Source organism: Bradyrhizobium genomosp. I (2014) (assembly GCF_000261685.1).
Classification (GTDB): Bacteria; Pseudomonadota; Alphaproteobacteria; order Rhizobiales; family Xanthobacteraceae; genus Bradyrhizobium.
This window is the reverse complement of record NZ_AJQE01000234.1, coordinates 32,157-50,440: the sequence shown is the minus strand read 5'-3', so window position 1 is coordinate 50,440 and position 18,284 is coordinate 32,157. Positions and strand designations below refer to the sequence as shown.

Sequence of the window (18,284 nt, the reverse complement as noted above, 5' to 3'; positions counted from 1 at the left end):
CCCCCCCCGCCAGCACCATCGGCTGGTTGGCGACGAAGCCGACGGTGCGGCCAGCGATGCGGCCGAAGCCGGTGACGATGTTCTTGGCGAAGGCTTCCGCGATCTCGAAGAAATCGCCCTCGTCCACGACCTTCAGGATCAGCTCCTTCATGTCGTAGGGCTTGTTGGGATTGTCGGGGATCAGCGTGTCCAGCGACATGTCGACACGGCCGATGTCGTCGAAACTCGGCCATTCCGGCACGCCGTCGGTATTGTTGGACGGCAGGAAGTCGATCAGGCGCCGCATCTGCAGCAGCGTCTCGACGTCGTTCTCGAAGGCGCCGTCGGCGATCGAGGAGCGCGTGGCGTGCACCGAGGCGCCGCCGAGCTCTTCGGCGGTGACGACCTCGTTGGTGACGGTCTTCACCACGTCCGGGCCGGTGACAAACATGTAGCTGGTGTTCTTCACCATGAAGATGAAGTCGGTCATCGCTGGCGAATAGACGTCGCCACCGGCGCAGGGCCCCATGATGACGGAGATCTGCGGGATCACGCCCGAGGCGAGCACGTTGCGGCGGAAAACGTAGGAGTACCCGGCGAGCGCAGCGACGCCCTCCTGGATGCGGGCGCCGCCCGCGTCATAGAGGCCGATGATGGGCGCCCTCGCCTTCATCGCCATGTCCTGGAGCTTCGTGATCTTCAGCGCGTGGGTCTCGGACAGCGAGCCGCCGAACACGGTGAAATCCTTGGCGAAGACAAACGTCTTGCGACCGTTGACGGTGCCCCAGCCGGTGACGACGCCGTCGCCCGGCACCTTGGTCTTCTCCATGCCGAACTCGGTGGAGCGGTGCTCGACGAACATGTCGAACTCCTCGAACGATCCCTTGTCGAGCAGGAGCTCGATGCGCTCGCGCGCGGTCAGCTTGCCGCGGGCATGCTGCGCCTCGATGCGCTTCTCCCCGCCACCGAGCTTGGCGCCGGCGCGACGGTCTTCAAGGGCGTCCAGGATGTGTTTCATTTGCTCCCGCCAGTTCTTAAATGATGCGGGGTTCTAACACGGCATTTTGCAGGCCGGGAAGCGGCTTTCGGCGTCGCAGGGCTGCCCTGCCGCAGCGGGAAAGCGCAAGGAATTACAAAGTTTTGCCTGGGGGACGAGCATGACCGAAGGAACGGCCGGGACCGGCGCGGCGACAGGCGGTGTCAACATCCTGCTGCGGCTGGAGGGCCTGACCCTGTTTGCGGGGATGGTGATGCTCTACTGGGCCTGGGACGGCTCCTGGTTGGTCTTTGCCCTCCTCTTCTTCGTGCCCGATCTGAGCTTCCTGGCATACCTGTCCGACGCCAAGTCCGGCGCGATGGTCTACAACGCCGCTCACAGCTACATGGCGCCGGTGGCACTGCTGACGCTGGGCTTCGGGCTCGCCTCGTCCCTCACTTTGTCCATTGCCTTGATCTGGCTTGCCCATATCGGCATCGACCGGGCGCTGGGCTACGGCCTGAAATATTCCGCCGGGTTCGGCTTCACGCATCTGGGCGCGATCGGCCGGCAGAAGGACGCCTGACCGGCGCGGACCCCTCGCAATGACGTCGGTGGTAGGGCTGCGCTCGCAATAACGAGGACTTCTTTGCGGTCCGCAATAGGGCGCGATCACTACATACGCTAGATCGCGCCGATCTCGGCAAGGCAAGCTTGCGTCAGCGGCATGCGCTCGCCGATCAGGCGCGACTCCTTGCAATCCATGTTGAGCGCGAACACGGTGTGCGCCTCCCCCTTCTCGGCCCAGCCGACCATCCAGCCGAGCGACGGCTCGCCGCGCTCGGCACCCAGCAATCCGGACTTGGCGCGGATGACGCTGTCGCCGACCTTGGTCACCGGCAGGATGTCGGCGACGAGATCCTGACTGCGCTTGCTGATCGGCAGCACGCGGCGGCGCAGCCGGTCGACGAAATCAATCTGCTCGACCGGATCGATGCGCAGGGCGCCGGTGAGCCAGAACTGGTCGATGCCGCCGCCGATGTCGCGATTGCCGTAGTCGAACTCGTCGACATATTTCTGCATGCGCTCCTGCCCGATGCGACGCGCGATCTCCTGATACACCGGCACCGCGCTGACCGCGATCGCACTGCGCAGCGTGTGGTCCTTGTTCCAGGCCTCGATCGGACGCTTGACGCCGTCCCAGGGAAACACATCCTTGTCGGGGTCGGCGACCACGCCGGTCTCGAGCGCAATCAACGAGTTTGGAATCTTGAAGGTCGAGGCCGGCAGCTTGCCCTCACCCGAGCGCTCCTTGTCGCTGGCGACGATCAGATAGTCCTCGACCTTGTAGCCGACGAAGGTGCCTGATGTGCCGAGGTCGGTGAAGCGTTTCGCAAGACTCTCACGGATTTCATTGCGCGGCGGCGCGACGTGGGCGCGCGCGCGGGATGGCAGGACCGCGGCTGCGGCGAGAAGACCGAGGGTGGAACGACGGGTGAGCAACAGCGATATCCGTGAGCAATGAAGGCCAGCGCGACCATGCAGCCGCTACGTGGTGAAACGATGACAGGTTGGTTTTACCGCCCCCGGCCCGACAGCCGCAGCACAAACACCAGCACCTCGGCGACGGCCTTGTAGAGATCCGGCGGGATCTCCTCACCTAGCTCGACCTTGGACAGCGCGCCGGCCAGGACCTCGTTCTCCTCGATCGGGATGTCGTGGGCCTTCGCGATCTCGACGATCTTTTCGCCGATCGTGCCCTTGCCCTTGGCGACGACGACAGGCGCGTTGGTGCCCTTCTCGTAGTGCAGCGCGATCGCGAGCCTGGACGGATCGCTCATGTCGCTCGATCCAGGAAGTGGCCGGCGCGGGCAGGCGTCGGTTGGGGCGGCGTGCCGTCGCGGACCACGATGTCGCCGGGTGTGAGCTCGGCCCGCGTCAATGCCTGGCTGAGCTCGCCAATGCCGGCACGGAGTTGCTGCGCCGTCGCCGGCCGCTCCGCCCACATCCGCACCAGGGTCTTGTCGCCGTTCAGCGTGATCAGCGCATGCACGGGACCCGCCGGCTCGACATCGAGCGAGAAGCGCGCGCGCCAGGCGCGCCTGGCGGGATCGGCGGAGTCATTGCCGCCATCGCGCGAGATCTCGAACTGGGCCATCGCGGTGCCCTGCGGAGTCGCGAACGGAATCTCGAAATTCCACTGCGGCACGGCCGGATCGACGCGGTGGCCGCCGGCGTCGGTGCGATCGGGGAGCGAGGCGACCTGGAGCAAGGTCTGCCGCGCGATCGCGGCGTCGGTGTCGCCGAGCAGGCGATGCACCGCGGTGGCCAACGGTGTATCCGGCGCGAGCGACGGCGAGGCGATCGGCTGGGGCGCCGGCAATGCGCCGCGGAACGGTGGCGGCGTGGCCGCACGGGTGGCCGCCTCGAAGATGTGGCCGTCCGGCACGGCCTTGTTGGACCCTGGCACGTTGCCGATCATGCGCGGGAGATTTTGCGTCATCTCCTGCAAGAGGCTGGCGGCAAGCCCCGCGGTCATGGTCCGCGGCATCGCGGCCTGCGCAACGCCGGCGGCAGCATCAGCCAGGACGGCGGCCGCTTGTGTGGCGCTGCGCGGCATTTGCTGAGGTTGCGCGATCTCGGTTTCGGATGAGGGCACGGCCCCGCCTGTCGGCTGAGCCGGTGCAGCTGCCGACTGCGGTGTCCCCGCGGCGCTGGCGGGCATGATGGCGCCTTGCGTATGCGGCGGGGTGGCTTCGAGCGTGGCCAGTGCCTGGCGCAGCACCAGCAGCGCCGCCTTCAGATCGGGCATTGCGCCGGACGACGGCGTCGCGCCTGCGGCCAGCGAGGCCTCGAGGAACAGGCCGGATTTCTGGAAGGCGGTTTCGATATCGCCGCCATCGAGCCCGGTGTTGAGCGGCGTCTGCTGCGCAAGCACGTCCAGCACCGCCTGCTTCAGGCCCGCGGGCAGATCGCTGCCGGTGACGACGGCGGCCAGATTGGCAAACAGCGGCGCCTGGCTGCCCTGCCTGGTGACGGCCTCGGCCGAAGCCGCCGTGACCGCGACCTGCTCCGAAGGCGTCAACGCACTGCGCGCTGCGCCCGCCGACGGCGCGAGCGGCGGGCTCTCCACCAGCGAGGCCGCACGCGGCGTCAGCGTGACCATATCGGCGACCGCCTCCCCTGCTCCGCCGACGACGGCAAGGCGGACAGTGCCGTCGTTCTGCGACACCGCCAGCTGGAGATTTTGCCCGGGCGACAGCGCGACTTCCGACATCACGTCGAGGGATAGATTTGCGATCGCGATCCGCACCAGATGGTCGGCGAGGACGCTGACGACCCTGGCATCGACGACACTGCCGGCTTGAAGCACGAGATCGGGCGTCGCCGCATCAGCCAAGGGGCTGGCGGCGCTGACGGGAGCGATGGAGGTGACGGGCGTCGGCATCTCAGCGGCCTTAGGGAGCGCCGGCTACCGTAACGCTGCGTCGTAAACCTCTCGTTAAGGACCTGTGGTTGCGGAAGGCTTTACGGCCGCCAGCACCGTCACGGCGGCCTCGAAATCCCTGAAGCGGATGGCCCGGCGGTTAGCTGCCTCCTCGTCCACGCCCCATTGCTCGGCGTTCCAATCCTCGTCGACATGAGCGGCGGCCCAGACCTGGCTGGCGTCCCGCGCGCCATGGGCCAGCGCCAGCGCCAGCAGCGCCGAGCCGCTCAGGGTCGTCACCACGTGGAGGGCGGCGACCGACCAGGCGTCCCGCGGCAGCGCGGCGCGCGCCGCGCGAAGCGCCTCGTCCGGCTGCTTCACATGCATGATGCCCTCGGACAGGATGAAATGCGCTCCCAACGTCTCCGCCGCCCAGAACAGCACGGGATCCCAATGCGCGGCCTCGCGGGCGACCAGTCCCTCGGGATGGCCGGCACGATAGAACAGCAGATCAGACTCGAAATACTTGGCGAGATCGTCGCTGACGAGCTCGACCCGATCGACGACCCCCTCCACCACGCTGTTGGCGATCCGCGTCAGCGGCATGGTCACGGGGTCGATCGTCTCGCCCTGGGCCGCCCATTCCGCGGCCACCGCATCGGCGAGGTCGCGCGAAGGGATCACCACCTGACGACCCGACGGCGTACGGATCGGCCTGCCGTCGAGCGCAATGACGTACCCGCCGTCGGCCTCGCTCACGCCCGCCTCCTTGTAGAAGCGCTTGCGCTGCGGCGGGCGCGCCGACTGGCGTGCCGCCTCGCGCGGATCGGGCGGGGTCTGCCCCGCAGCTTCGTCGAACAATTCGCGCATGTCGCTTTTCGGTCCCTGCCGCTGAATGCCAGGCTTTTAAGATAAGACCGGCGGCCGATAAAGCGAGCGGCGCGAGGGAACTTGCGGGCCCTGTTCGCCAGGCTTCAACCGGTAGCGACAGGAGACCGAATCGACCCTAGTTCGCGCATCTGAGCGCATAGGTGCCGCGGTCGGCGGGGCCCAGCCCCGCGCCTGCGGCGTCCTCGAGGCACTTCGACACGCGATCGCTGAACGAATTGCGCGGGAACGGCCGGTAGTTGTGGCTCGGCCGCGCATCGATCTGCGGCATCTTCGGCACCTCGAGCTTCGGCGGCGGTGGCGGCGAAGGCGGCGGAACGACCTGTGTGGGGCCCGGCAGTATAATCTGTGCCTGAGCCGCCCGCCCCAAGACCTGCCCCAAGACCTGCCCCAAGAGCAGTGCGGTCAAAACCAGGAGACAGATCGAGAGCCGTTTCATGGGTGATATGTTGTGCTCCGACCACCCCCGTTCAACTTAACTATTCTTCAGGCGCGTTCTCGATCGGATCAAATCGGGTTGCATCCAGTCCGAGCAGGTTCCAGGACTGCTGCATGTGCGGCGGCAACGGCGCGGTGGCGTCGATGACGCCGCCGCGCGGATGCGGAATGACGATGCGGCGTGCCAGGAGATGCAGCCGGTTCTGCAGGCCGCCCGGCAGCTGCCAGTTCTCGATGTTGAAATATTTGGGATCACCGACGATGGGATGGCCGATATGGGCCATGTGGGCGCGCAACTGGTGGGTGCGCCCGGTGACCGGCTTCAGCGACACCCAGGTCAGCTTGTTGCCGGCGGTCTCCACCACCGCGTAATAGGTCACCGCGTGGCTGGCGCCCTCGTCGCCATGCTGGGCGATGCGCATGATGGTGTCGTCCTCGCTCTCTTCCTTGGCGAGGAAGGTCGAGATGCGGCCCTGCTTGGGCTTCGGCAGGCCCGGCACCAGCGCCCAATACACCTTCCGCGCCGACCGCGAGCGGAACGCGCCGGTCAGATGCGAGGCAGCGAAGCGCGTCTTGGCGATCAGGAGACAGCCGGACGTCTCGCGATCGATGCGGTGAACGAGGCGCGGCTTCTGGCCCTTGGCATCGCGCATCACCTCCAGCATCTGATCAATGTGCCGCGTCATGCCCGAGCCGCCCTGCACGGCAAGGCCGGCCGGCTTGTTGAGGACGAGGACGTCGTCATCCTCATAGATCGTCATCTCCTTCAGCGCCTTGAGCGTCTTCTGCGCCGCCTCCGACAGCTCCCCCACAGCCTTCGGCGCGTCGAGCTTCAGCGGCGGAATGCGGACGCTCTGGCCCTCCTCCAGACGGTCCTTGCTGTCGACGCGCTTGCCGTCGACGCGCAGCTCGCCTTTGCGGACGACGCGCTGGATGTGGGAGAACGACAGGCCGGGAAAGCGCGCTTCGAGGAAGCGGTCGACGCGCATGTTGTTCTCGTCGGCCGTCACGGTGACGGTCTGCACCTTGGTCGGCAGCAATGCTTCGACGGGCTTCTCCGGCGCGGGCCTGTCCTGGGGGACTTTGGGCGGCCGCCGCTCGGCACGCTCGGGGGCACGCCGCTCGGCACGCTCTCCGGCAAAGCGCGGCGGCTTGCCGCCCGGACGCGGCCCGGCCTTCTTCGCGCTGCGCGCGTGATGCGGACGAGCGTCCTCGCGCTCGTCACGCGAGCGGGGCTTTGGATTCATTCTCTTGATGCGGCGGCTCATGCGGTTTTTCCAAGCTTTCGTGTCGACTGCGCGTTGGCGCGGCGGGGCAGCGACGCAACCTGCGCGCCCACCTCCTTCTCCGCCAGCCGCAGCTCATATTGCTGTTGCAGGTTCATCCAGAATTGCGGGCTCGTGCCGAACCAGTGACCAAGGCGCAGCGCCGTATCAGCAGTAATGCCGCGCTGTCCGTTGATGATGCCGGTGATACGATTGACCGGCACATCGATCTGACGCGACAGCTCCGCGGCTGTAATGCCGAGTTCGCGTAGTTCTTCGGCGAGGTGCTCACCGGGATGTGTGGGTGTCTGGGGCATGGGAATTCCCCCGCCGAGTAGCAAGATTTACGTGTTACGTAAACCGTAAATGTACACCCTGCGGCGAGCCACAGCTCTACTTCCCGCCCCGCTCCTTGCGCAGCTTAGCCCAGTAATCCAGCCGCTTGCGGATCTCCCGCTCGAAGCCGCGTTCGGGCGGGTCGTAGAAGGTCTGGCGGCCCAGGGCTTCCGGGAAGTAGTCCTGGCCGGAGAAGGCATCGGGGGCGTCGTGGTCGTATTCATAAGCCGCGCCGTAGCCTTCGGACTTCATCAGCTTGGTCGGGGAATTGAGGATGTGCTTTGGCGGCAGCAGCGAGCCGGCTTGTTTGGCGACCTGCATCGCCGTGCCGAAGGCGGTGTAGACCGCGTTCGATTTCGGCGCGGTGGCGAGATAGACGACGGCTTGCGCGATGGCGAGTTCGCCCTCGGGGTGGCCGAGGAAGTCGAAGGCGTCTTTGGCCGCATTGGCGATCACGAGCGCCTGCGGATCGGCGAGCCCGATGTCCTCCACCGCCATGCGCACGACGCGGCGTGCCAGGAACAGCGGGTCCTCGCCGGCGTCCAACATCCGCGCGAGATAATACAACGCCGCGTCGGGATCGGAGCCGCGCACCGATTTGTGCAGCGCCGAAATCAGATTGTAATGGCCGTCGGCCGACTTGTCGTAGATCGGCGCGCGGCGTTGCAGGATGTCCTGCAATTGCGCCGCATTGAAGATCTCGTCCGCGCGCGCCGAACGCCAGACCTCTTCGGCGAGCGTCAGCGAGGCGCGGCCGTCGCCGTCGGCCATGCGCACCAGCACGGCGCGCGCCTCCGCATCGAGCGGCAGCTTCCTGCCCTCGACCGCCTCGGCATGCGCGAACAGCTTTTCGATCGAGGCGGCATCGAGCGAGCGAAACACCAGCACGCGCGCGCGGGACAGAAGCGCCGCGTTGAGCTCGAAGGATGGATTTTCGGTGGTGGCGCCGACCATGACCACCGTGCCGTCTTCCATCACGGGCAGGAAGGAATCCTGCTGGGCACGGTTGAAGCGATGCACCTCGTCCACGAACAGCAGCGTGCCCTTGCCCATCTCGCGGCGGGCGCGCGCGGCATCAAAGGCCTTCTTCAGATCGGCGACGCCGGAGAACACGGCCGAAATCTGCTCGAAATGCAAATCCGTTGCGTCCGCCAGCAGCCGAGCCACCGTGGTCTTGCCTGTGCCGGGCGGGCCCCAGAACACCAGCGATCCGAGCGTGCGCGTCTCCAACATGCGCGTCAACGCACCGTCGGGGCCGAGGATGTGGTCCTGGCCGACGACCTCCGAGAGCGCGCGCGGGCGCAGCCGGTCCGGCAGCGGATGCGGAGCCTCGTGGTCGAGCCCCGCCGCGGCAAAGAGAGTCGGCGTCTGTTGTGGTCGCTTCGGACTCATCCGCCCAGCGTGACGTTGATCTGCTGGCCGCCGCGCACCAGCGTAATGCGCCAGATCCGCGACCGTTCGCCCGCCGCCTTCTCGAGGTCGCTGGTCTTGCCGATCTTCAGGTTGTTGACGGCGAGGATGATGTCGCCCTTCTGGAAGCCGACGCTCGCGGCCGCGGTATCACCGCCCACATCGGTGATGACGACGCCTTCGGTGTCGGCGTCCAGATGCAGCTCGTCAGCGACCGCCGGCGTGATGGTCGAGACCTTCGCGCCCTGGAACGGCAAGCGCGCGGTAACGACGAGTTCGTTGCGGCCGATGTCGGGCGCAGTTTCCAGCGCCACTGTCAGCTTGAGCGGCCTGGTGCCGCGCTGCACGTCGATCTGCGCGGTGCCGCCGAGGGGACGGGTCGCGAAGCGGTAGTCGAAGGCGTTGGGATCATCCACGGTCTGGCCGTCGATCCCGGTGATCAGGTCGGAGGATTTCAGGCCCGCCTTCGCTGCGGGGCCATTGGGCACCACGCTCGCCACCAACGCACCAGTCGGCGAGCGCAGGCCGAGGCTCTCCGCGATCTCGGGCGTCACCGCCTGCAACTTTGCTCCCAGCCACGGCCGCTTCACCGCCTTGCCGCCGCTCTTGGCGGAGGCGACGACGACGCGCACCATGTTGGATGGAATCGCGAAGCCGATGCCTTGCGAGCCGCCGGAGCGCGAATAGATCGCGGTGTTGATGCCGGCGAGCTTGCCGCTCATGTCGACCAGCGCGCCGCCGGAATTTCCGGGATTGATCGGCGCATCGGTCTGGATGAAGAACTGATAATCGGTGATGCCGACTTGCGTGCGCGCCAGCGCCGAGATGATGCCGTGGGTCACGGTCTGGCCGACGCCGAAGGGATTGCCGATTGCGAGCACGACGTCACCGACCAGCAGCTCATCCGAATTGGTGAGGTCGAGGGTTGGGAATTTCTCCTTCGTATCCTTGAGGCGCAGCACGGCGAGATCGGTACGCGAATCCTTCAGCAGGATCTCGGCCTCGAACTCGCGCTTGTCCGACAGCGATACCTTGACCTGGTCCGCACCTTCGATGACGTGGACGTTGGTGACGACGAGCCCGGAGGCATCGACGATGACGCCGGAACCGAGCGAGCGCTGCATCTGCTCGGGCTGCTGACCCGGCACGCCGAAGAAGCGGCGGAAGATCGGGTCGTCCAACAGCGGATTGCGGTTCTGCACCACCTTGGCGGCATAGACGTTGACGACCGCCGGCTGCACCCGCTGCACGATCGGCGCATAGGACAGCCGCAGCTCGGCCGGCGACGACGGGAGGCGACGGTCCTGCGCCGAGGCCGGATTGAAATGGGCCGGAAAGGCTATGCACAAGGCCGTGACGACGGCGGTCCAGGTCGATCGAAACATTCCTACCTCTTGGAAAAGACGCCGGAATATAGGCGCGTTCGCCCCTCAATAGAAGGGCGCAGGGCGGCAATATTCGGCCTCATTCCGGTGTCTCCCGAATGCAAGCCCGGCGTACGAAAGCGACCGCTTGCCTGTCGTCGCGGATTGGCATGACACGCGTCATCTTGCATGCTCGCTCCCGGCGGATTCGGTTGCGGCGAATTTGCATCAGCGGGAACCAGCGCAACCGGAGGCGCGCCGTCGTGCGGCAGTCATCGACCGTTCTTAGGCTCTGCGCTGACGACTTGGGGAAGTTGGTCCAACCGATGGAGTGATGATGTGAGCAGGACAAGGATTGCAGCGACCGCGATTGGTCTCGCCGGCGCAATGGCGGCTTCGCAGGCCCAGGCCCAATCGGCAACCAACAGCGAGCAGGAGATCGCGCTGTTGAAGCAGCAGTTGAAGATGCTCGAGCGAAAGCTCGACAAGCTTCAGAGCCAGACGGCGGCGAACGCCGCGGCTACCGCGAAGGCGAAAGCCGAAGCCAAGGCGGAGGCGCGCTCGGAGGCGAAGGCGGTGGTCGCCAACGCGAACGCGGCGATCCCCGTCAAGGGACCCGCGCCGGCATCCGGCGTCGTCGTGACGATGCCGAACAACCGGCCGACGATCTGCACCGCCGACCAGGCCAATTGCGTCGCCATCACCAGCCGCCTGCATTGGGATGTCGGCGGCTACGATTATCGTCCCAACACCGCAGCGACCGTGCCGCAGAGGCTCAACAGCGGTCAGAACGTCCGCCGCGCGCGCATCGGCGTCGCCGGCAAGTTCTTCAACGACTGGAACTTCGCGCTGGTCTACGATTTCGGCGGCTCCTCCGACGGATTTGGCGGCGCCGCGCCAGGATCGCTGCCGGGCGGCGGCGTCTCCGGCGTCGAGAACGCCTATCTCAGCTACACCGGCCTGAAGCCGTTCGGCGGCAAGATGGCGATCGAGGCCGGCATCATGGATCTGCCCTACACCATGGACGAGGCCACGAGCTCCAACGATATCCTGTTCATGGAGCGCGCCTCACCCGGTGTGATCGCGACCAACATCGCCGCCGGCGACTTCCGTTCCGCAGCCGGTGCGCGCTGGTTCAACGACCAGCTCTGGATCGGCGGCTATGTCACGGGACCGTCGACCGGCGCGATCCATTCCGCCTCGAGCGCTTCGCCGCCGGGCACGAGCGAGCAGTACGGCGCGGTGGCGCGCGTCGCCGGCAATCCCATCAGCGGCAGAGACTACTCGGTACATATCGGCGCCGACGCGCAATGGCTGATCCAGCCGCCGCGCAATCTGATCGCCAATACGCAGACGCTCGCGCTCAGCGATCGTCCGGAATTGCGTCTCGACCCGACGACCCTGATTTCGACCGGCGCCATGGCCAATGTTTCGGGGGCACAGGTCTACAGCGTCGAGGCGGCAGCGACTTACGGTCCGCTCATCGTCCAGGGCGAGTACTTCTGGTACAACGTCGACCGCACCGCCAACACCGGCGTGCCGCTGGTCGGCGCACCGAGCCTGAAGTTCCAGGGCGGCTATGCGCAGGCCGGCTACGTGCTGACTGGTGAGGGGCGCACCTACAACGCGGCGAGCGCGGCCTATAGCGGCGTCAAGCCGGCGCATCCGTTCTCGCTCGACGGCGGCGGCTGGGGTGCGTGGGAGATCGCCGGGCGCTTCTCGACGGTCGACCTGAACGATCAGCTTGCAACGGCGAGCGGCATCGCCGGCGGGCGGCAGACGGTCTATACGCTCGCGCTCAACTGGTATGTCAACGGCAACGTCCGCTTCATGCTCGATTACCTGCACGGCACGGTGTCGCGACAGGCTTCGCCGGTCTCGACCGCAGACGTCGGCTCGAAGTTCGATGCCGTCGCAATGCGCACGCAGTTTGCGTTCTGAGGCCAGGCTAGACTCGTCGTCCCGGGGCGTGCGCAAGCACGAACCCGGGACCTATAGCCACAGGATGAGATTGGGCGAAGGCTCGGAGTTGCCAGCTGGCGCCACAACGTCTCCCGGGGTTATGGATCGGTGCGTTCGCAGGGACGACACCCAGAGCTCGGCGAGCTGACTCAAAATTTCACGCCGCACGCTTCTTCTTCACGACCACCGGCGGCGGCGCGCAGGACAGCCGCTCCTGGTGACTCTCGCCCCAGGCCTTCAGGATGTCGATCACCGGCTTGAGGCTCTCGCCGAGCTCGGAGAGGCAATACTCCACACGCGGCGGCACTTCGGCATAGACCTTGCGGATGACGAGCTTGTCCTCCTCCAGCGCGCGCAGCTGCTTCGTCAGCATGCGCTGGGTGATCCCTGGCATCCGGCGGCGTAATTCGCCGAAGCGCTGGGTGCCGCTCTGCAGGTGATAGAGGATCACCCCCTTCCACTTGCCGTCGATCAGATCCAGCGTCGCCTCGACCGAGCAGCCGGGCCGACGGGCAAAATTGCGCCGTTTCATGCGTGGTTTCCCAATAGTATCCAAACAGGGACTATATCCCCGAATTTACAGTACTTGCCAAATCGGAGCCGGGGCGACAGTTAGCGGGTCGGGCGCCCCTGCCAAGCCGGGCGCCATCTGATGGAGACAAGCCATGAAGGCCGTCGGCTACAAAAGATCGCTTCCGATCGAGGATGCGGATTCACTGATCGACTTCGAGACCGCCAAACCCGAACCCAAGGGGCGCGACATCCGCGTCGCCGTGACGGCGATCTCGGCCAATCCCGTCGATTACAAGGTGCGCAAGCGCGCCGCCCCGCCCGAGGGCGAGACCAAGATCCTCGGCTACGACGCGGCCGGCGTGGTCGATGCGGTCGGACCTGAGGTCACGCTGTTCAAGCCGGGCGACGAGGTGTTCTACGCCGGCTCGATCCTGCGCCAGGGCACCAACGCCGAGTTCCACCTGGTCGACGAACGCATCGTCGGCAACAAGCCGAAGAGCCTGTCGTTCGCGCAAGGAGCCGCCCTTCCCCTCACCTCCATCACCGCCTGGGAGTTGCTGTTCGACCGGCTCGGCGCCGTACCCGGCAAGAGCGTCGATCCTCGCACGCTGCTGATCACGGGCGGCGCTGGCGGCGTCGGCTCGATCCTGATCCAGCTCGCCCGTCGCCTCACCGGGCTCACGGTGCTCGCAACCGCGACGCGGCCGGAGTCGCAGAAATGGTGCCTCGATCTCGGCGCGCATGCGGTGATCGACCACGGCAAGCCGATGAAGGAGCAGATCGAGAAGCTCAAGCTGCCGCCGGTCGCGCTGGTGGCAAGCCTCACTTTCACCGACCAGCACTACAAGGCGATCGCCGAACTCATGGCCCCGCAGGGCAAGTTCGGCCTGATCGACGATCCGCCGGAATTCGCCATGAGCACGTTCAAGGGCAAGGCGATCTCGGTGCACTGGGAATCGATGTTCACGCGCTCCTCGTTCCAGACTCCGGACATGATCGCGCAGCATCACCTGCTCAACGACGTCGCCGACCTCATCGACAAGGGCGTGCTGCGCACCACGCTCGACCAGACCTTCGGCACGATCAACGCCACCAACCTCAAGCGCGCCCATGCGCTGCTCGAGAGCGGCAAGTCGCGCGGCAAGATCGTGCTGGAGGGGTGGTAGGCTTCAGCTCGAAGCGTGCGGCGCCTTCGCTTCCGGCGATTGCGTCGCCCGTTCGACGAAGCCCTTTGCCAGTGCGTGATAGATGCCCTCCTCGCAGATCATTCGCGAGGTGACATGCGCGATCAACGCGGCCGCCATCAACGGCACGACCATGCCATGATTGTCCGTCATTTCGGTCACGATCACGAACGCCGTGATCGGCGCCTGCACCACGCCGGCGAAGTACGAGACCATGCCGAGCAGCATGATCGCGCCGAGCGGTGCATCTTGGAAGAACGAGGCGACGTTGCTGCCGATGCCGGCACCGACAGCCAGCGACGGCGAGAAAATGCCGCCCGGTATGCCGCTGATTGCAGCAAAGGTCGTCGCCAGGAGCTTGAGCACGCCGAAATCCTGCGGCAGCGGCGAGCCGTGCTCCAGTGCCGTCTTCACCTGCTCATAGCCGGTGCCGTAGATCGTATCGCCGGACACCAGACCGCAGATCGCGACAGCGATGCCGCACGCGAATGCGAACCAGAGCGGATGGCCTTTGATCGCGCGTCCGAGCGGATTCTTGAACCCGTGCGCCATCGCGATGACGATGCGGCTGAACAGGCCCCCCGCGAGGCCGCCGACCACGCCACAGAGCGGAACGGCCAGCCAGTCCGTGCCACGCGCCAGCGACGTCGCGCTGCTGCCGAAATAGGCGTAATTGCCGGCCAGCGCCAGCGAGGTCAGGCCGGCCGCGATCACGGCCGCAATGATGAGGCTGGACGTGCGGGTCTCGAAAGCGCGGCTCATCTCCTCGATGCCGAAGACGATGCCGGCGAGCGGCGTGTTGAACGCCGCGGCAACGCCTGCGGCGGCGCCGGCCAGGATCAAGCCCGGCTGGCGGCGCGGCGAAACGCGGCCGAGCGCGAACATGATGGACGCGCCGACCTGCACCGTGGGCCCTTCCCGACCGACGGAGCCGCCACACAACAGACCGAACAGAGTGAGGATCACCTTTCCGGCCGCGATCCGGATCGAAACCAGACTCTCGCGCGCGCCCTGATCGGTCAGATGGCGTGCGGCAATGGCTTGTGGAATCCCGCTTCCCTGCGCGTTGGGAAACAGCCGGATGGTCAGATAGGCCGACAGCATGAAGCCGAGCGGGGTCACCGCCAGCACGGCGTAGCGCGACTTCGCCAGCAGCAGCGCGAAAGCATGCTGCGCCAGATCGGCGAGCTGCGCCAGCGCCACAGCCGTGGCGCCGACCCCGATACCACCGAGCAGGAAGATCGCCCGCCGCTGCCATCGCGCGGACGTCAATCTGAAGAGGCGTTTGTGGCGGGTCGACAGGGGCCAGAGCATGAATGCCCATCCTAGCCGACAGCGCGCCGAATGGAACCCGCAGGGCGGCAGACCAGCTAGACTGGAACGACTCCGTCGACGAACATCAGCCGCCGCTCCAGCGCCGCCTGTCGCAACTTCAGCGCCTCCGCGTATTCCGGTGAGGCGTACCATTCGCGCGCGCGAGCCATCGAAGCAAACTCCACGATGATGATGGTCTTGGACGGCGGCCCCCCCTCCACCACCTCAGCGGCGCCGCCGCGCGCAAGATAGCGGCCGCCATATCGCGCGATGGTCTGCTCGGCCAGTGTACGATAGGCCTCCATCGCGGCCCTGTCGCGTGTCTCGACCTCCGAGATCACATAGGCCACCATGCGCATCGCCTCATGCGATCGTGTTGACGATGCCGCCTTCCGCGCGCAGCGCGGCGCCATTGGTGGCAGACGCCTCCTTCGAGGCAACATAGACCACCATGTTGGCGATCTCGTCGACACTGGCGAAGCGCTGGATCAGCGAACTCGGGCGATGCTGCTTGACGAAATTGGCGGCGGCCTCGTCCACCGACTGACCGTTTTGCTTCGCGAGATCCCTGACGAAAGTCTCGACGCCCTCCGACATGGTCGGGCCCGGCAGGACGGAATTGACGGTGACGCCGGTGCCGCGGGTCAGTTGCGCCAGACCGCGCGCGACCGAGAGCTGGGCCGTCTTGGTCATGCCGTAGTGGATCATCTCGACGGGAATGTTGAGCCCGGACTCCGAGGAGATGAAGACGATGCGGCCCCAGTTGCGGGCGAGCATGCCCTTCATGTACGCGCGCGACAGCCGCACGCCGCTCATGACGTTGACCTCGAAGAAGCGGCTCCAGTCCGCGTCCGGGATATCGAAGAAGTCCTTGGGCTCGAAGATGCCGGCATTGTTGATGAGGATGTCGACCTCGGGCAGCGCCGCAACGAGCGCCTCGCAGCCCGAAGCGGTCGAGACGTCGGCGGCGATGCCCCGCACCTTGGCGCCCGTCCCTTCCAACTTGCGCACGGCCGCATCGACCTTGTCCTGGCCCCGCCCGTTGACGACGACGCTTGCGCCCGAGGCGGCAAGGCCCTTGGCGATGGCATGGCCGATGCCGGCGGTCGAGCCGGTGACGAGGGCGGTCTTTCCGAAAAGGTCGATGTTCATGCGTCGTCTCTCCATAGAGGTTGGCGGAGATATCGTGCGCTGCCCACGCAGCTTCAATCGTCCCCACGCGTGAGGCTGGCCCGCCACAACAGCCGTGCCGCAGGTCGGCAAAGCGTACCGTGCCCATCCTGTCGCCGCGGAATGCGATACCTACGCCGTCATACTGACAGGGCAGCATACGCCATCGGCGCTCGAGCTTGTGCCGGTCGTACGCGATGCCTTACGCAATCGCACGTTTGATTTCGTGATCGTTCCAGGCCTCACGGCCGCGCCATAAAAAAAGCGGCGCCCACGGGCGCCGCTTTCTGAAAAATTCAAGTACCCGTCGGCTTACGCCGCTTCGGCTTCCTTCGCCTCGACCGGACCGGAATCCTGGCCCTTGGCATCGACGTCGCGATCGACGAACTCGATCACGGCCATCGCAGCGTTGTCGCCATAGCGGAAGCCGGCCTTGATGATGCGGGTGTAGCCACCCTGGCGGTCCTTGTAGCGGGTCGCCAGCGTGTCAAAGAGCTTCTTGACCATGTCGACGTCGCGCAGCTCCGCGATCGCCTGGCGGCGCAGCGACAGGCCACCCTTCTTGCCGAGGGTGACGAGCTTCTCGACGATCGGACGGAGCTCCTTGGCCTTGGGCAGCGTGGTAACGATCTGCTCGTGCTTGATCAGCGCAGCCGCCATGTTGGCAAACATCGCGCGGCGATGCTCGGCCGTACGGTTGAGCTTCCGATGAACCTTGCCGTGACGCATGTGTGTAGTCCTTACGTTAAAACTGCCGCGACGGTTCGTCGGACATGTTGCTCAGGTGGGCTGCCTGCGTTCGCCCGCGAAAGCGCGACGCGCTTTCGCTTTCTTGTTTGAGCATGATCCTTATCGGAAAACCGCTTCGCACTTTTCCGGTATCATGCTCTCCGTCATTCCGGACGGCGCGAAGCGGCGATCCGGAATTTCGAGATTCCGGGTTCGGCTCTGCGAGCCGCCCCGGAATGACGAAATGCTCAGTAGTGATCCTCGAAGCGCTTGGCGAGCTCGTCGATGTTCTCCGGCGGCCAGCCCGGCACTTCCATGCCGAGATGCAGACCCATCTGGGCCAGCACTTCCTTGATCTCGTTCAGCGACTTGCGGCCGAAGTTCGGGGTGCGGAGCATTTCCGCTTCGCTCTTCTGCACGAGGTCGCCGATGTAGACGATGTTGTCGTTCTTCAAGCAGTTGGCCGAACGCACCGACAGTTCGAGCTCGTCCACCTTCTTGAGGAAGGCCGGGTTGAAGGCGAGATCCGGGATGATCTCCTGGGCGACTTCCTTGCGCGGCTCTTCGAAGTTGACGAACACGTTGAGCTGATCCTGCAGGATGCGCGCAGCATAGGCCACGGAGTCATCCGGCGTGATCGCGCCGTTGGTCTCGATCGTCATGGTCAGCTTGTCGTAGTCGAGGATCTGGCCCTCGCGGGTGTTCTCGACCTTGTACGAGACCTTGCGGACCGGCGAGTACAGGCTGTCGACCGGGATCAGGCCGATCGGAGCGTCCTCGGGACGGTTGCGCTCGGCGGGCACGTAACCCTTGCCGGTGGAGACCGTGAACTCCATGCGGATCTCGGCGCCCTCGTCGAGCGTGCAGATCTGCAGATCGGGGTTCAGCACGACCACATCGCCGACGGTCTGGATGTCGCCGGCGGTGACGACGCCCGGGCCCTGCTTCTTCACGACCATCCGCTTGGGGCCTTCGCCCTGCATCTTGATCGAGATGTCCTTGATGTTGAGAACGATGTCGGTGACGTCCTCACGGACGCCCGCGATCGAGGAGAACTCGTGCAGCACACCGTCGATATGCACCGACTGCACCGCCGCGCCCTGGAGCGAGGAGAGCAGGATGCGGCGCAGCGCGTTGCCGAGGGTCTGGCCGAAGCCGCGCTCGAGCGGCTCGGCGACGATGGTCGCGAAACGCGAGGGATCGCTGCCGGGCGTGACCTGGAGCTTGTTCGGCCGAATCAGTTCTTGCCAATTTTTCTGGATCGTCACTGTTTCACCCATACAGGCCAGTCGATTTGACAGTTCAAATACTGGCGTTGGAGAAAGGCCG

At 65.9% G+C, this 18,284-nt stretch carries 19 protein-coding genes; 3 read left to right on the top strand and 16 right to left on the bottom strand.

What is annotated here, in order from left to right:
• Positions 1-997, bottom strand: a 997-nt coding sequence (locus IC50_RS22215; protein WP_035709623.1) for an acyl-CoA carboxylase subunit beta, incomplete at its 3' end; no start/stop codon positions are given.
• A gap of 139 nt (positions 998-1,136) precedes the next feature.
• Between IC50_RS22215 and IC50_RS22210 the strand changes: the two genes are divergently transcribed.
• Positions 1,137-1,541, top strand: coding sequence for a DUF4260 domain-containing protein (locus IC50_RS22210; protein WP_035709622.1), 405 nt, complete (start codon positions 1,137-1,139; stop codon positions 1,539-1,541).
• Between the two features lie 98 nt (positions 1,542-1,639).
• Here IC50_RS22210 and blaOXA read toward each other — a convergent pair whose 3' ends face one another.
• The 9 genes from blaOXA to IC50_RS22165 form a co-directional block, all read right to left on the bottom strand.
• Entirely contained in the window at positions 1,640-2,458 is an 819-nt protein-coding gene (blaOXA, locus tag IC50_RS22205) for a class D beta-lactamase (protein WP_035709621.1), read from the bottom strand.
• 74 nt (positions 2,459-2,532) lie between these two features.
• Complete coding sequence (locus tag IC50_RS22200; protein WP_035709619.1) at positions 2,533-2,796, bottom strand: EscU/YscU/HrcU family type III secretion system export apparatus switch protein; 264 nt, start codon at positions 2,794-2,796, stop codon at positions 2,533-2,535.
• The gene (locus IC50_RS22195) at positions 2,793-4,403 is read right to left on the bottom strand and encodes a flagellar hook-length control protein FliK (protein WP_035709618.1); all 1,611 of its coding nucleotides are present in this window, start codon (positions 4,401-4,403) and stop codon (positions 2,793-2,795) included. Before IC50_RS22195 ends, IC50_RS22200 begins: the two co-directional genes overlap by 4 nt.
• 54 nt (positions 4,404-4,457) lie before the next feature.
• Positions 4,458-5,252, bottom strand: a complete 795-nt coding sequence (locus IC50_RS22190; protein WP_035709616.1) for an ATP12 family chaperone protein — start codon at positions 5,250-5,252, stop codon at positions 4,458-4,460.
• A 136-nt stretch (positions 5,253-5,388) separates the two neighbouring features.
• Complete coding sequence (locus IC50_RS22185; protein WP_050991057.1) at positions 5,389-5,709, bottom strand: hypothetical protein; 321 nt, start codon at positions 5,707-5,709, stop codon at positions 5,389-5,391.
• A 40-nt stretch (positions 5,710-5,749) separates the two neighbouring features.
• Positions 5,750-6,976, bottom strand: coding sequence for an RluA family pseudouridine synthase (locus IC50_RS22180; protein WP_035709612.1), 1,227 nt, complete (start codon positions 6,974-6,976; stop codon positions 5,750-5,752).
• Positions 6,973-7,290 carry a HigA family addiction module antitoxin gene (locus tag IC50_RS22175; RefSeq protein ID WP_035709610.1) on the bottom strand — a complete coding sequence of 106 codons (318 nt, stop codon included), beginning with the start codon at positions 7,288-7,290 and terminating at the stop codon, positions 6,973-6,975. The genes IC50_RS22180 and IC50_RS22175 overlap by 4 nt, the downstream gene beginning before the upstream one ends.
• Positions 7,291-7,366: 76 nt before the next feature.
• Positions 7,367-8,701 carry a replication-associated recombination protein A gene (locus IC50_RS22170; RefSeq protein ID WP_035709608.1) on the bottom strand — a complete coding sequence of 445 codons (1,335 nt, stop codon included), beginning with the start codon at positions 8,699-8,701 and terminating at the stop codon, positions 7,367-7,369.
• The gene (locus tag IC50_RS22165; protein WP_035709606.1) at positions 8,698-10,104 is read right to left on the bottom strand and encodes a DegQ family serine endoprotease; all 1,407 of its coding nucleotides are present in this window, start codon (positions 10,102-10,104) and stop codon (positions 8,698-8,700) included. Before IC50_RS22165 ends, IC50_RS22170 begins: the two co-directional genes overlap by 4 nt.
• Before the next feature lie 318 nt (positions 10,105-10,422).
• Here IC50_RS22165 and IC50_RS22160 point away from each other — a divergent pair, with 318 nt between their 5' ends.
• Entirely contained in the window at positions 10,423-12,024 is a 1,602-nt protein-coding gene (locus IC50_RS22160; RefSeq protein WP_035709605.1) for an OprO/OprP family phosphate-selective porin, read from the top strand.
• 178 nt (positions 12,025-12,202) lie between these two features.
• On the opposite strand, the gene IC50_RS22155 is transcribed toward IC50_RS22160, so the two are convergent.
• A complete protein-coding gene (locus IC50_RS22155) occupies positions 12,203-12,577 on the bottom strand; it encodes a winged helix-turn-helix transcriptional regulator (protein WP_035709603.1) in 375 nt (124 codons plus the stop codon).
• 133 nt (positions 12,578-12,710) lie between these two features.
• Here IC50_RS22155 and IC50_RS22150 point away from each other — a divergent pair, with 133 nt between their 5' ends.
• A complete protein-coding gene (locus tag IC50_RS22150; protein ID WP_035709601.1) occupies positions 12,711-13,724 on the top strand; it encodes a zinc-binding alcohol dehydrogenase family protein in 1,014 nt (337 codons plus the stop codon).
• 3 nt (positions 13,725-13,727) lie between these two features.
• On the opposite strand, the gene IC50_RS22145 is transcribed toward IC50_RS22150, so the two are convergent.
• The 5 genes from IC50_RS22145 to IC50_RS22120 all read right to left on the bottom strand — a co-directional run bounded on the left by IC50_RS22145 (position 13,728) and on the right by IC50_RS22120 (position 18,235).
• Positions 13,728-15,056 (bottom strand): chloride channel protein, encoded by a 1,329-nt coding sequence (locus IC50_RS22145; RefSeq protein ID WP_035709599.1) that lies wholly within the window; start codon positions 15,054-15,056, stop codon positions 13,728-13,730.
• Between the two features lie 56 nt (positions 15,057-15,112).
• Positions 15,113-15,409 carry a DUF1330 domain-containing protein gene (locus IC50_RS22140; protein WP_035709626.1) on the bottom strand — a complete coding sequence of 99 codons (297 nt, stop codon included), beginning with the start codon at positions 15,407-15,409 and terminating at the stop codon, positions 15,113-15,115.
• A gap of 10 nt (positions 15,410-15,419) precedes the next feature.
• A complete protein-coding gene (locus IC50_RS22135) occupies positions 15,420-16,208 on the bottom strand; it encodes an SDR family NAD(P)-dependent oxidoreductase (protein ID WP_035709597.1) in 789 nt (262 codons plus the stop codon).
• A gap of 330 nt (positions 16,209-16,538) precedes the next feature.
• The gene (rplQ, locus tag IC50_RS22125) at positions 16,539-16,955 is read right to left on the bottom strand and encodes a 50S ribosomal protein L17 (protein WP_035709592.1); all 417 of its coding nucleotides are present in this window, start codon (positions 16,953-16,955) and stop codon (positions 16,539-16,541) included.
• Between the two features lie 248 nt (positions 16,956-17,203).
• Positions 17,204-18,235, bottom strand: coding sequence for a DNA-directed RNA polymerase subunit alpha (locus tag IC50_RS22120; RefSeq protein ID WP_029674561.1), 1,032 nt, complete (start codon positions 18,233-18,235; stop codon positions 17,204-17,206).
• Positions 18,236-18,284: the final 49 nt, after the last annotated feature.

Excerpts from the sequence above, each read along its gene's own strand:
- IC50_RS22200 (WP_035709619.1), bottom strand. The coding sequence starts at position 2,796 with ATGAGCGATCCGTCCAGGCTCGCGATCGCGCTGCACTACGAGAAGGGC.
- IC50_RS22185 (WP_050991057.1), bottom strand. The coding sequence starts at position 5,709 with ATGAAACGGCTCTCGATCTGTCTCCTGGTTTTGACCGCACTGCTCTTG.
- IC50_RS22190 (WP_035709616.1), bottom strand. The coding sequence starts at position 5,252 with ATGCGCGAATTGTTCGACGAAGCTGCGGGGCAGACCCCGCCCGATCCG.
- IC50_RS22150 (WP_035709601.1), top strand. The coding sequence starts at position 12,711 with ATGAAGGCCGTCGGCTACAAAAGATCGCTTCCGATCGAGGATGCGGAT.
- IC50_RS22170 (WP_035709608.1), bottom strand. The coding sequence starts at position 8,701 with ATGAGTCCGAAGCGACCACAACAGACGCCGACTCTCTTTGCCGCGGCG.
- IC50_RS22120 (WP_029674561.1), bottom strand. The coding sequence starts at position 18,235 with ATGGGTGAAACAGTGACGATCCAGAAAAATTGGCAAGAACTGATTCGG.
- IC50_RS22180 (WP_035709612.1), bottom strand. The coding sequence starts at position 6,976 with ATGAGCCGCCGCATCAAGAGAATGAATCCAAAGCCCCGCTCGCGTGAC.
- rplQ (WP_035709592.1), bottom strand. The coding sequence starts at position 16,955 with ATGCGTCACGGCAAGGTTCATCGGAAGCTCAACCGTACGGCCGAGCAT.
- IC50_RS22135 (WP_035709597.1), bottom strand. The coding sequence starts at position 16,208 with ATGAACATCGACCTTTTCGGAAAGACCGCCCTCGTCACCGGCTCGACC.
- IC50_RS22145 (WP_035709599.1), bottom strand. The coding sequence starts at position 15,056 with ATGCTCTGGCCCCTGTCGACCCGCCACAAACGCCTCTTCAGATTGACG.
- IC50_RS22155 (WP_035709603.1), bottom strand. The coding sequence starts at position 12,577 with ATGAAACGGCGCAATTTTGCCCGTCGGCCCGGCTGCTCGGTCGAGGCG.
- IC50_RS22165 (WP_035709606.1), bottom strand. The coding sequence starts at position 10,104 with ATGTTTCGATCGACCTGGACCGCCGTCGTCACGGCCTTGTGCATAGCC.
- IC50_RS22195 (WP_035709618.1), bottom strand. The coding sequence starts at position 4,403 with ATGCCGACGCCCGTCACCTCCATCGCTCCCGTCAGCGCCGCCAGCCCC.
- IC50_RS22210 (WP_035709622.1), top strand. The coding sequence starts at position 1,137 with ATGACCGAAGGAACGGCCGGGACCGGCGCGGCGACAGGCGGTGTCAAC.
- IC50_RS22175 (WP_035709610.1), bottom strand. The coding sequence starts at position 7,290 with ATGCCCCAGACACCCACACATCCCGGTGAGCACCTCGCCGAAGAACTA.
- IC50_RS22140 (WP_035709626.1), bottom strand. The coding sequence starts at position 15,409 with ATGGTGGCCTATGTGATCTCGGAGGTCGAGACACGCGACAGGGCCGCG.